This is a genomic window from Vibrio sp. V33_P6A3T137 (genome assembly GCF_009904835.1).
GTDB lineage: Bacteria > Pseudomonadota > Gammaproteobacteria > Enterobacterales > Vibrionaceae > Vibrio > Vibrio metschnikovii.
Genome location: NZ_WXWK01000107.1, coordinates 23,788 through 37,163 on the forward strand (window position 1 = coordinate 23,788; position 13,376 = coordinate 37,163).

Genomic DNA, 13,376 nt, shown 5'->3' on the forward strand with positions numbered 1-13,376 from the left:
CTCGATTACAAGAATTCGTCTGCACCACCAGACAACATCAACTCGCCACTGTCTGCCATCTTACGAGCAATCGCCAAGATTTCTTTTTGAGCCGATTCAACATCCGACACTTTAATCGGTGCCATCGCTTCCAAGTCATCTTTCATCAGTTCAGCGGCACGCTTAGACATGTTCTTAAAGATTTTATCTCGTAGCGCTTCATCGGCACCTTTGAGCGCTTTCAACAACACATCCTGTGGTACATCTCGAAGTAGTTTTTGGATACCTTGGTCATCCACTTCGACCAAGTTTTCAAACACGAACATCAGGTCTTCAATCTGGGTAGCGAGATCTTCATCTTGCTCACGCATCTGCTCCATAGCGATGCTTTCAATGCTATTATCTAGATAGTTCATAATATCAGCAGCCGCTTTCAAGCCACCAATTTTCGCCGCTTGCGCGCCGGCTTGACCCGCAAACTGTTTCTCCATGATCTCGTTCAACTCAGCCAGTGCTGATGGTTGAACTTCCTCAAGATTAGCGATACGCATTAATAATTGAAGCCTATCTCGCTCAGAAAATTGCGCGAGAATTTCTGCTGATTGGTCCGGCTCAAGGTAGGAGAGAACAATGGTTTGAATTTGTGGGTGTTCATTAACAATGATCGTCGCCACTTGCCTAGGATCCATCCATTTCAGCGAATCTAACCCTTTCGAGCCGGTCCCTAGGAGAATTTGGTCGACTAAGTTATTCGCTTTATCCTCACCTAATGCGGCAATAAGTGCATTACGCATAAAGTCTTCACTGCCCATACCAATGTTGGTATATTTTTGAATATCTTCCAAAAATGCACGATGGACGGCACTGACTTTATCTTGACTGAGATCTTTTGCCTTTGCCATCGCACTGCCCACTCGCTGCACTTGCTTGGGTTCTAAGTGACGAATAATCCCAGCCGCATCATCTTCATTGAGGCTCAGTAATAAAATGGCCGCGCGCTCTTCACCAGGAATCGTTGAAATATCAATCCCTTCTTCAGCACCGTCTTTTTTGACTATATCGTTAGGCATTTTGCATCCAATTCTTCACTACTTGAGCCGCAAGTTCAGGCTCGTTAGCCACTAGAGCACGTACCGCTTTGAGCACATCCTCATCCTTATGTAGGTTAGGTAAATCTATTCCTGAGCCAAACTCGAAGAGATCGCCCCCTTCAATATCGCTGCCAATTAAGCTGGTTTCACCATCAGCTCCTATCGGTAAACCATCAGGTCCATATAATTGATCGTCATCATCAACCGCTGGATTAAGCAGTTTCTTCATCGCGGGGCGCACCAAGACCAGAACAATCACAATGATCACTAGCGCACTGGCTAACCAACGTACCCAATCGTTAAAGTGTGGGTTTTCCCAAATAGGAATATCAATCAATGGATCAGTTTCTGGTTCAGCAAACTGCATACTGAGTACTTTAAGTAAATCACCACGATTTTCATTAAACCCAACCGTACCTATCAATAAGGTACGAATTGCATTGATTTCACTCTCGCTTAATGCTTGATAAGTCACCTGTCCTGTTTCAGGATTAACTACAGCGCGATTTTTAATTGCCACCGCCACCGTCTGACGATTAATCACCCCTGTTTGACGCCGCTCATGGCTGATCGTGGTGTCGAGTTCAAAGTTGCGTGTCGCTTCACGATGAACAGAGCCTCGCCCCAAAATAGAGCCATCTTTCATTTGGGCGATATCTTGTGGGATAGAAGCATCGGCGGGGGGTTGATTGCTCAATGCGCCTGGAATTCCGGCCACAACATTACCGTTATTATAGTCTTCTAAGGTATATTCGCTGCGCGTAGCTGGAGTATTTGGGTCAAAAACTTTACGGGTTTGCTCAATCGCACTAAAGTCCAATTCAATATCAACTTGGGCCGTGTAATTGCCTAAGCCTAAAATTGGGATCAAGACTGAATCAATTTTATTGCGTAAATTTTCTTCTTGACGGCGCTCAAGCTCTTGCTCTTTGCGACGAGCCGTGGCGATTGGATCTTGTGAACCTGAGCTGAGTAAGCGTCCGTGTTGGTCAGTGACCGTCACTCGAGTCGGACGCATACCGGGTACCGCACTGGCAACCATATCAACGATAGAATCAACCTCTTCTTGCTTCAAGTTCATTCCTGTACGTAAGGTTAATGATACCGAGGCAGAAGCTTCTTGGTTATGGCGTACAAAGACGCTTTGTTGTGGTAAGGCAAGCAAGACTCGAGCGCGGTTGACTTGACGCATCTCTTCAATCGCTTTAGCTAATTGCCGCTCGCGACTGAGTTTTAGTCTTTCTTGTTCAAGACGCTGAGATACGCCAAAGCCCATATCTTGTAATAAAATATCATCCCCAGCATCACGAGTTTGATGCAACCCAGAACGAACCATATTGAGTCGAATACTATTGAAATCTTTGCTGGGTACTAAAATCGTATTGCCGTCTAATCGATAGTTCTGTTTTTGCTGATCGAGATAATCCAAAACGGGGATCAACTCTTCAGTTTCAAAAGCACCCAGCGGACGCATTTCCGGCTCTTTGACCCAGAAAAACAACATCACGATTAATGAGACGCAAATAGAGATAGATAGGACAAGTACAATTTGTCGCAAGAGATCTAAATCGCCCATGGCAAAATCAAGCTTAGAAGTACTTTTTTCTTCTAAATCGGGATTTTGTAAGCCATCATCTAAGCTCATCGAGGTAGAAAGCGCCTGCTCTCCACCAGAAGATATTGCCAGATCGGTTGTTTGTTTATCTTCGGCCACAGTTTACATCCTATGGTTATACTGGCATGTTCATCAGCTCTTTGTACGCATCAACGAGCTTATTACGTACCTGAATAGTCGCTTCAAACGCCACACTCGATTTATTACGAGCAATCATCACATCAGACAAAGAGATACCTTCATCTCCGCGATCAAAGCGTGTCTGTAGGTTACTCGATGACTGCTGTAATCCATTAACAGTATTGATGGCTTGAGTCAGCATTTGGCTAAAATCAGCGCCAACTTTTTGTCCAGTTGCCGCCGGACGAGCATTCGCTGCTTCCGCCATCATTGCTTGCATCTCACTGTTTAAGCCATCTAATCTCATAACCACCTCTAAATGCCAATTCTTTGACTCTCTCATTCATATTGAGTAAATGAGCAATTAATATGCCACGTCAAATCAACCTGGAATATCGATCCCTGCATCACGCATTTTCGCTAATTTATAGCGTAACGTTCGCGGGCTAATCCCTAACTTTTCGGCCATCTCTTTACGCCGACCGTGACACTCAACTAACGTCTCCATAATAATGGTAAACTCTTGATCACGTAGCTCATCGCCTAATCCGACGGGACTCGCTGGAGTGTTGTTGATCGGCGAACTTTGCGCAACAGGCTTAATCTGGGGACACGAGACTTCTTCTTGTTCAACCAACTGCTGTAAACCTGACGCATCTTGCCAATCAAGTCCCTCAAGTAGTATATGTTGCTGAGTAATGTCCGCCTGCTCACTTAAAATTAACGCACGCTGAATCACATTATCAAGCTCACGGACATTACCAGGCCATGTGTATTGATGAAGCTTTTCCATGGCTGCAGGAGAAATACTGGGGACCGGTAAACCGAGTTTTTTGCAATGGCGCTCCACGAGGTGTGTCGCTAATGGCGCAATATCTCCTTTTCGCTCACACAATGCAGGCCATGTGATCGGAAACACATTCAATCGATAGTATAAATCTTCGCGAAATTTGTTTTCTTTAACGTAAGCTTTTAAATCTCGGTTGCTGGTCGCAAGAACTCGTACATCGAGTTGAATACTTTTCCGACTGCCCAGCCGCTCAACCTCTCGCTCTTGGAGGACCCTAAGCAATTTAGCCTGTAGATTCAAATCCATCTCACTGATTTCATCCAATAAGATGGTGCCACCTTGAGCTTGTTCGAATTTACCCGGGCAGGCTTGCACTGCCCCCGTAAAAGCTCCCTTTTCATAACCAAAGAGTGTCGCTTCTAACATGTTGTCTGGGATAGCAGCACAATTAATGGCAATAAATGGTCCATCTTTACGTGGTGAAGCGTTATGAATATAACGTGACATAATCTCTTTACCAGAACCACTTGGGCCAAGAACCATCACGTTGGCGTCGGTTCTCGCCACTTTTTCCGCTAGCGCTAACAGCTTCAAGCTTTTCTCATCCGCCACCACTGCATCACCGTCATCATCGGATTTTACTGGCGCATAACGGCTGATCATATTAAGCAGTACTTCGGGCGCAAAAGGCTTCGCCATATAGTCGATGGCCCCCTCTTTCATCGCCGCCACGGCATCTTCGATATTGGCATAAGCGGTCATTAATAGCACCGGAACATTTGGCCAATGCTGTTTAATATTGCGAAGTAGCGCTAACCCGCCCATTCCGGCCATCTGTACGTCAGAGACGACGATATCGACTGGATGCGTTTTAAGTTTGATAAGTGCATCTTCAGCACTGTCAGCTTCTAACCACTCATATCCAGCTAAGGCCAGAGTATCCACTAAGGCTTCACGGAGCCCTTCATCATCTTCAACGATTAAGACTTTACTTTGCGCCATGATCATTCTCCGTTATCTGATTGAGGTGAGGGCGATTGACGTTCGATGGGAAGGCACAGAGTAAAACAGGCTCCTTCACCAGGCTGCGACAATAACTCTAATCGCCCATCATGGGCACGACAGACCATTTGGACTACCGCCAGCCCAAGCCCTGTTCCTTGTGAACGCGTCGTAAAAAAAGGCTCCATTATTTTATGATGCAGCTCTGGTGCGATACCGGGACCGTTGTCTTGAACGGATATTTTTAATTCACCGTTGACGGCACGAAAGAAAACATCAATTTGCGCCCCTTTACCAATGATCTGAATAGCATTCATCACTAAATTACTGAGCGCCGAAGCCAATGCGTTAGCATTCCCTAATAATACGGTATCGTCTTGCTCAACCTGTAAATCATAATCGATTTGATTGTTTTTTAATGCCGTTTCAATCATAGGTGAGAACTCTGCCACCAATTCAGCCACAGAAAAAGGCTGGATGACTCGGTTATCGCCGCCCTTAGCAAACAGCAACATATCGTTCACTTGCTTTTCTAGGTCGTGTAATCGATCAACCAATTTAGATTGAAATCGTTCACGGGTTGCAGTCGGTAAATTCGCCGCGGCTAAGTTAGAAGCATAGAGCATCGCGCTCGATAATGGCGTTCGAACTTGATGAGCTAACGATGCCACCATCCGCCCCAAAGACGATAAGCGCTGTAAATCACCGATCCGTGATTGTAAGAGGCGAGTTTCGGTTAAATCGGTTATTAGGATAAGTTGGCCCGTTGTTGAAGCAGAAATGGCTAAGCGAACTTTTCGGCCATTACGTAATGAGATTTCATGTCCATCATCCTCACGAGGTGCGAAAGCGACTTGAATCACGCTGTACCATTTTTCACCGACTAACGGAACTTGCAATAGCCGTTGCGCTTCAGGGTTCGCTTCACGAACGATCCCTTGAGTATCCAGTAATATCACGCCAGCAGGCATTACATCGAGCACTTGTTTATAACGCTCAACTTGATCTTCCAATGAGTCTAAGTGCGACTGTTGTTTGTGTACGGGATCATTCATCGTCGAAAATTTGCCTTAATATACAACAATAGTCTGAAATGCAAAATGCAAGCCAGACTATTATTCAATAATTTCAATGCGTTAACGACAGTCAATATATTGACCACGCCAGAAAGTCGCTTTAGCGTTGCATATTATACTTACGCATTTTCTCGACCAATGTCGTACGACGCATACCTAGCATGTCCGCAGCACGAGCAACAATGCCACTGTGAGCATCAAGCGCTTGATTAATTAGACTCACTTCAAGATCGGCGAGCAGCTCTTTTAAATTCACCCCTTCTGGCGGTAATGACTTTGCTGCGTCAAAATGACCATTAAGATCATCATGAGATTCGAACGTGAAGTTTTCTGAAAAAATATCTTCTAACACATCACGCTCTTGCTCTTCCACGGAACTAAACCGACATGGTTCAGGCTGAAACTCAGGTATATCACTATAACGATATTTGGTCGGTAAATGATTCACATCGACCAAATTATTGGGGTACAGAATCACCATACGTTCAACTAAATTCGCTAATTCACGAACGTTACCCGGCCAATCATGCTCCATCAATGAATTGATCGCCCGAGGAGTAAAGCAAATCGGCGCTCCGCCTTCAGCTTCCATACGGGTCATCAACTCTTGCAGCAATAAAGGAATATCTTCTTTACGATCCTTTAATGCTGGCATCTCAATAGGAAAAACGTTTAAACGATAGTAAAGATCTTCTCGAAATCGCTGCTCAGTGATCATGCTATCTAAATCTCGATGAGTGGCGGCAATAATCCTCACATCCGCTTTGATGGTTGTATTTCCACCGACTCGCTCAAAACAGCGTTCCTGTAACACTCGCAGTAACTTAACCTGCATATTGGTTGGCATATCACCAATTTCATCGAGAAATAAGGTTCCGCCTTCAGCGAGTTCAAAGCGTCCTTTACGTGAGGTGATCGCCCCAGTAAACGATCCCTTTTCATGACCAAACAGTTCACTCTCTAGTAATTCAGCGGGGATCGCTCCGCAGTTAATCGGTACAAAAGGGCCTTTACGACGTGAAGAGTGATAATGAATGTTGCGCGCTACCACCTCTTTACCAGTACCAGATTCACCTAAAATCAATACATTTGCTTCTGTATTCGCCACTTGCTCAATCAAATGACGCACATCTTGAATACCAAGACTCTGTCCGACTAAGCTACGAAATAAAGCGTTATTTCGCGAAGGCGTTGACAGCGCTATCCCTTTACGCCCTAAAAACTCTTTACAATGACGCAGTGCGTCACTGAGTTGTGGATAGTTAAGGGGAAACTCCAATTCACCAACAAATTGAGGGAAATATTCAACAGAAAAATGGTGTTGGTTAGCCACTAATAACGGTATATGGTTAGCTTGACTCAACGCCTGCGTAAGCTCATCAGATAGCAAAGGCGTAGTAATCGAGCCCAAAATACACCCAGACCAAGGCGCAGACCAATCGATACGGTCAGCTTGAGAAGAATCTATGACCTCACATTGCTCCCCGACAAATTCCAATATAGTACGAAAACTTTGACGAATTGCAGGATCGTCTTCAATGACAAGTAGTTGTGCTAAACCTTGCATAGGTGAGAATATTTGCCTTAATTTAGGGACGTTGTGGTTACACCATTACCAATTATTTACTCATTCTGACTAAAATTGTACGTCAAATTAAGTAAACAATAGACAACGTGTGAAATTCAGCAACAAAAAAAGCCACTCGGCTAGTTAGTGGCTTCTATTCTATTTAATTAAAAAAATAAGGCAACCAAGCATTTAGCTGATGTGATATTGGTTAAAAGTTTAAGATAAAACTTATATCCCTACATCAGTCGCGGTCAAATTATGATATTCAGTAGGGATTTGATCCCATGCAGACTTGATTTCACGCAGAATATCTATCACATCGTCTAATGGTTGAGGCTCGTTTTTATGGTTAGCGGTGGTGATTTGCGTGATCATAAATTCATACAATTGATCAAGGTTTTTTGCAATATCCCCGCCATCGTCCATCGATAAACAGCCACGCAGACTAATAATAATGTCCAGTGCTTTGCCTAAACGCTCACCTTTAACAGGGATATTACCTTGCTGCATTGCCGCTTTACCTTGGATCAAACGTTCTATGGCACCGGCCATCAGCATCTGGACGATTTTATGCGGTGAGGCCGCACTGAGCTGGCTATCCACTGATACTTTTTTGTACGCTTGTAAAGAACCACGCATAGTCTTCCTCTTTATAAAAACTTTTTGTATTGTTGAAGCGATTTATTACCGTATCGATATTGTCGCAATGATTTACCGATAGACAGGGTTTTAGACTGCATCAGTTCAACAAGATGTTGTGTCTCTTCGATCGCGCTCTGCCATTCTGGTGATTGCGCAAACTGCGGATTGTCTACGATATAACTCAGCAATACCGCTAACCGTTGTTCCCTATTATCGACCAAGCGATGAATTTCTTCAGTGTTAATGTCGTCAATAGTTAACTTTTCTTTTATTTGTTGATTAATATCAAATAACGCTTGTAGCTCAGTCTGCATATCACTAACCCAGAGCATTCATCATACCAGCAAGTTGAGACTGCATCTTACCCGTTGCATCCTGCATAGCCGAAAATTTAGCGTGAGTTCGCTTCTCTAAACCGTCCATACGACGATCCAAGGCGTCTTGATCATTGACCAAGCGACGATTTTGTTCGGTGATGCTGTTCTCGCGAGTGCGGATCGATCCCGTTGCCCCAGTCAATCCTTGAATGGCTTCTTCGACTCGTCGAGCAAAGCCTTGATTGCCACCAAAAAAATCACCCAGTTGATTAAAATTATTATTTAGCTGACGGTTGAGCATAGCATAGTTAATTTCTAAGTTCCCTTGGCGAGTGGTAGTAATACCTAATTCCGTCAGGCTTTTTAGCTGCTCAGGCCCTTGCTCAATCGGCGATGAAAAGACTGATTTCAATCGCGTATCGGCACTACGAACAATACTATCTCCAGCGAGTGGTCCAGCACGGCCCGTCCTTGGATCGACACCCGATAATTCTTTACTAATTTGGTAAAATTGATTGTAAGCCGCAACGAACTGCTCAATATCTTGACGAACACTATCTCTATCGTACTCAATGCCAATTTCTGCAGGCCGTTGATTGGCGTCATGTCGACCTTTAAGAGTAAGATTAACGCCATCGATAGCGTTTTCAATGATGTTATTTTCACTGGATAATGTCGCAATACCATCCAGCAAGACCAACGAATCTTGCCCCGCTTGAACTTGGATCATCCCTTGATATTCATCAAAAGAGTGCTGCGCCGTTTTTAATTGAGCTTGAACTTGTTCCATTTTTTCAAGCACCGCGAGCTCTTCAGGAGATAATTTTGCTCTTTCAGCCGCTTTTGCCTCCTCCGGAGTCATATTGCCGCTTTTTATCGCTTCTTGTATTGCAGCTTGCTCTTGGGCAAGTTTGGCATCAATTTTAGCTTGGGCTTCTTTGGGGGTCACATAAGAATCAAGCAACGTGCCTGACGCGGTATTACTCCAACCAGGAATATCGGCGGCCTTTGCTAAGCCATTTTCATCGAGTTCAGGTTGAGGTTCGGAATAAGAATCAAGTAAGGTGCCTGACGCGGTTTCTGTCCAACCGGGAATGCGCTCTTCAGGTCTTAAATAACGATTGGCTTCTTCTGCAGCTTTGATCCCTTCGCCAGAGATATCATCAAGATCTTGTGTTGTTGATACCGCTTGTTCAGCTTGGGCCGCGAGCTCTTTATCCACTTCACGTGCAGCCGCACCAATTTTTTCAGCGACTTGGGCCGCGACTTCTTGTTGCTCCGCTGTCAGAGGGGCAATGATTTGTTGCGCTTCAGCTCGCGCTTTCTCTAAATCTTTAACCCTTTGTTCTAAGGTTTTATACTCTAAGCGTTTTAATGGGTTACCTGACTCAGCTTGCGCTTGAATTGATATTTGCTGTTTTTCACCCGATAGATTAGAAGCAATGATCAGCCGAGGTCCTTCGACATCATTGATGATTGATGCTCGCACACCGGGATTATTTTTATGGCCATTAATCTCTCGTATCACATCTGTCAGCCGAGAATTATTGGCGACATCAACCGTGAATTGTCTCTTACCCAGAGAAATTTGCAGCTTACCCTCACCAAATCTTGTGTCACTCGGTATAACCTCTGACGCAATTTTATGGCTTTGAGCAAGCTGCAACACATCGACTGAGTATCTCCCAGCAATCGCATCGGTTGAAGCGGTTGCAGAAACAATCTGGTCATCAGAAGTGTCAACTTTGCGCACAGCAAACGCTTTCTCTTGACGAAAATTCGCCATGAGATTTCGCATGGTATCCAGTGATTCCCTGAGCCTGCCATAGGCACTAATACTGGCTTCATTATCATAGCGCTTATTATCAATGCTTTGCTGTTTTGGTACACGCTCAGCATCAACAATCGTCCTTACGACGCTATTGATATCAAAACCAGTGTTCATCCCCATTGGGCCTAAACTCATCCAATCACCTCAATCATACGATTACGCCTTAATCACCAGCAAGCCTGACTTTGGACTCTGCTCACGAGAGAGACGTCGTAATACTTCAAGCATTTCTTCTTCAGGGATCTGCCGAATAATGTCGCCCGTAGAGGCTTCATAAATCGTCACAACATCCCGTCCGGATTCTTCATCAACCCGAAACGCCAAACCTTTATTGATCGAATTAACAAACTCGTCCATTTTCTCAATAACCACTGCGCGTTGCTGCTCGTTTATCCGCTCTCTTTGTTGAGATTGTTTAATCGCGGCTTGCAACGCTTGTTCTTGGTTGCGTTTTAGTTGTTCAGACACTTGCGCATTGACTTTTTCTGTCTTGCGCACCGAACGGTAACTCTCCTGCGAAGAAGCACTTACCACGCTGTCGTTTCCTGAAGCAAGTTTAGTGCCACTTTGCGAGCCGTAAGGCTGGATGTTCGATGTGTAGGATGGTACTTCCATAACAATCTCCCTTCCACCTTATAGGTAGCTTAATCGCTAATTGCGCGTTCAGCTACCCATGCTGCCCATTGCACCGTCAGTTAACCTAACAGGCTAAGAGCTGCAGATGGTGACTGCTTCGCTTGAGCTAATACTGAGGTACTCGCTTGCTGCAAAATTTGTGCTTTAGTCATTGCCGTTGTTTCACGTGCGTAATCCGTATCTTGGATACGACTGCGCGAGGCATTGACGTTTTCATTGGTATTCTCTAAGTTATTAATCGCATGAGAGAATCGGTTTTGAAAAGCACCTAGTGAAGCTCGCTGACTATCCACCGATTTTAACGCGCCATCAAGGATAGCAATCGCTTCTTGTGAGCCGGCAACGGTAGTCACATCGATGTTTTTCACGTTAACATCTTGCCCTGTACCAAAACCGATTTCGGTAGCAAGATCGCCACCTATCGTCACATCACCGGTTACTTTTTGCGAAGAAGCATACAGTTGAAGCTTGCCATCTTCACCGACTGAAGCGTTGATATCTTCACTTTGACCATTGATGTAAGTCGCAACCTCTTCAAGATCATCACCAGATTTCGCGTTAATGGTGATTTCTCTCGCTTCACCCTGCTTATCGGTATAGTTAAGCGTGAGTTCAGTCGCGGTAGTGACTCTCCAATCCGGCGTTTGGCCTGTTTCTGCTCGATACGCTTTTCCGCCCATCTCAGCCGTATCAGAGCGCAAACTTCCCATCGTTAGCAACACCGCTTCGCCTGACTCAGCACCAATTTGGAAAGATTTACTACCAAAAGTACCGTTCAGCAGCCGGTTGCCACCAAAGGAGGTACTTTCCGCAATCCGGTTAAGTTCTTGGTTAAGGGCCGTAACTTCTTCTTGAATCGCGACACGCTCAGAGCGTGAGTTTGAACCGTTAGAAGATTGCAGGGCAAGATCTCGCATACGTTGCAAAATATTGGTACTTTCGCCCATCGCACCTTCTGCGGTTTGAGCAATAGAGATCCCATCATTTGCATTGCGTACTGCTACGTCAAGCCCTCGGCTTTGTGAAGTTAATCGGTTTGAGATTTGCAACCCTGCTGCATCATCACGAGCACTGTTAATACGATACCCCGATGATAGGCGTTCCATTGATTTTTGCACACCTTCAGCGGCACCATTCAGGTGGCGTTGTGCGGTCATCGCCGACACATTGGTGTTTACGTTAATTGCCATAGTTTGATCTCCTTAGGCGGATAGTTGGTATACCTTCAAGTCTCTCACCTCTCGTCGGTATACCTCATTTCTCTCGTATCCTTTAACGGCCTCAATTAAATATCCTTTAGGGAAATAGTCGACATTTTTCTATTTTTTTTCTTCTCATCGCTAAAAGGCGATCCAGCTCAAAAAATAACGCTCGTCTATGGCTAAAGATTACAAGAAACCGCCCCACCTAACTCAATTTCAAACATAAAAAAATCCAGCCGAAGCTGGATTCTTTGTAAAGGCAGAGATTGATTAGCCAAGTAAACTTAATGCGGCATTCGGTGCCTGCTTGGCTTGAGCTAAGATAGAACTTGAGGCTTGACCAAGGATTTGCGCTTTGGTTAACGCTGTGGTTTCCTTCGCAAAATCAGTATCTTTAATGCGGCTCTTCGATGCGTTAACGTTCTCGTTAATGTTATCCAAGTTGTTGATAGCATGGTTAAAGCGGTTTTGGAATGCACCAAGCTCGGCTCGATGACTATCGACATACTGTAACGCTGCATCAACGATAGCCACAGACTCTTGGGCTCCACCAACACTGGTGACATCAATGGTACTGACAGTAACGGCTTGACTCGCCCCCATCGCCAACTCAGTCGCTAACGTGCCACCAAAGGTCACATCGCCGTCGACTTTATGGTTACCAGTGAAAACCTGTAGTTGTCCTTTTTCATTAACTGAGGCTTGCACTAGGTCCGTTTGGCCATTGATGTAAGTGGCAAGTTCTTCAATGTCATCACCAACTTTGGCGCTGATATTAATGGTTTGCTCTACGCCGTTCACATCATTAAGTGTCATCGTTAATTCATTATTGCCATCGCTAACGGTCCAGTTCTTATCGGCTTCGGTTGCGGCCACATAACTATTGCCACCCATTTTAGCGTTATCACTACGCATGTCGTTAAGAGTCAACATGACGGCTTCACCACTGTTCGAACCAATTTGGAATGCTTTGGTTTGGAAAGTGCCGTTAAGTAAACGGTTACCACCGAAAGACGTGGTTTCAGCAATACGATTGAGCTCATCATTCAATGCGGTCACTTCTTCTTGAATCGCGACACGCTCTGATTTTGAGTTAGAACCATTCGCCGATTGCAATGATAGATCACGAATACGTTGTAGAATGTTGGTGGATTCATCCATCGCACCTTCAGCCGTTTGTGCCATTGAGATACCATCATTGGCGTTACGGACTGCGACATCTAAACCACGGCTTTGTACATTTAAACGGTTAGAGATTTGTAGACCTGCAGCATCATCTTTAGCGCTGTTGATCTTAAAACCAGAAGATAGACGCTCCATCGATGTTTGTTGCGCATTAGTCGCGCTATTTAGGTAACGTTGTGCGGTCATTGCGGCTACGTTGGTATTTACATTCACTGCCATGGTAATTTCTCCAATTGATTTTCCGATGTTTCCGGTTTTCGACGTCTCGTAAAACCAAGGTAGTTCTCTCAAAGTTATTTTCTTAGCGGCGTGTTTTGAAA

The 13,376-nt window shown here is 44.8% G+C and carries 12 protein-coding genes; all 12 read right to left on the reverse strand.

The features are described 5' to 3' along the window. Positions 1-5: 5 nt before the first annotated feature. Positions 6-1,049 (reverse strand): flagellar motor switch protein FliG, encoded by a 1,044-nt coding sequence (fliG, locus tag CAG60_RS10270; RefSeq protein ID WP_115152658.1) that lies wholly within the window; start codon positions 1,047-1,049, stop codon positions 6-8. Next, complete coding sequence (gene fliF / locus CAG60_RS10275) at positions 1,042-2,784, reverse strand: flagellar basal-body MS-ring/collar protein FliF (protein WP_161438872.1); 1,743 nt, start codon at positions 2,782-2,784, stop codon at positions 1,042-1,044. Before fliF ends, fliG begins: the two co-directional genes overlap by 8 nt. 16 nt (positions 2,785-2,800) lie before the next feature. Further along, a complete protein-coding gene (fliE, locus tag CAG60_RS10280; RefSeq protein ID WP_040904136.1) occupies positions 2,801-3,112 on the reverse strand; it encodes a flagellar hook-basal body complex protein FliE in 312 nt (103 codons plus the stop codon). A gap of 75 nt (positions 3,113-3,187) precedes the next feature. Then, positions 3,188-4,597, reverse strand: a complete 1,410-nt coding sequence (locus CAG60_RS10285) for a sigma-54-dependent transcriptional regulator (RefSeq protein WP_161438873.1) — start codon at positions 4,595-4,597, stop codon at positions 3,188-3,190. Between the two features lie 2 nt (positions 4,598-4,599). After that, entirely contained in the window at positions 4,600-5,652 is a 1,053-nt protein-coding gene (locus CAG60_RS10290; protein WP_154170431.1) for a sensor histidine kinase, read from the reverse strand. A 121-nt stretch (positions 5,653-5,773) separates the two neighbouring features. Then, complete coding sequence (locus CAG60_RS10295) at positions 5,774-7,240, reverse strand: sigma-54 dependent transcriptional regulator (RefSeq protein ID WP_004394756.1); 1,467 nt, start codon at positions 7,238-7,240, stop codon at positions 5,774-5,776. Between the two features lie 231 nt (positions 7,241-7,471). Beyond that, a complete protein-coding gene (gene fliS / locus CAG60_RS10300; protein ID WP_004394755.1) occupies positions 7,472-7,882 on the reverse strand; it encodes a flagellar export chaperone FliS in 411 nt (136 codons plus the stop codon). Positions 7,883-7,893: 11 nt separating this feature from the next. Then, positions 7,894-8,199, reverse strand: a complete 306-nt coding sequence (locus tag CAG60_RS10305) for a flagellar protein FliT (RefSeq protein ID WP_040904736.1) — start codon at positions 8,197-8,199, stop codon at positions 7,894-7,896. A 4-nt stretch (positions 8,200-8,203) separates the two neighbouring features. Next, on the reverse strand, positions 8,204-10,168 hold the full coding sequence (gene fliD, locus CAG60_RS10310; RefSeq protein WP_161438874.1) for a flagellar filament capping protein FliD: 1,965 nt from the start codon (positions 10,166-10,168) through the stop codon (positions 8,204-8,206). Positions 10,169-10,189: 21 nt separating this feature from the next. After that, positions 10,190-10,648: a flagellar protein FlaG gene (flaG, locus tag CAG60_RS10315; RefSeq protein ID WP_161438875.1), complete on the reverse strand. Its 459-nt coding sequence runs from the start codon at positions 10,646-10,648 to the stop codon at positions 10,190-10,192. A gap of 80 nt (positions 10,649-10,728) precedes the next feature. Further along, complete coding sequence (locus tag CAG60_RS10320) at positions 10,729-11,859, reverse strand: flagellin (protein ID WP_161438876.1); 1,131 nt, start codon at positions 11,857-11,859, stop codon at positions 10,729-10,731. 282 nt (positions 11,860-12,141) lie between these two features. Next, positions 12,142-13,275 (reverse strand): flagellin, encoded by a 1,134-nt coding sequence (locus tag CAG60_RS10325; RefSeq protein WP_161438877.1) that lies wholly within the window; start codon positions 13,273-13,275, stop codon positions 12,142-12,144. Between the last annotated feature and the right edge of the window lie 101 nt (positions 13,276-13,376).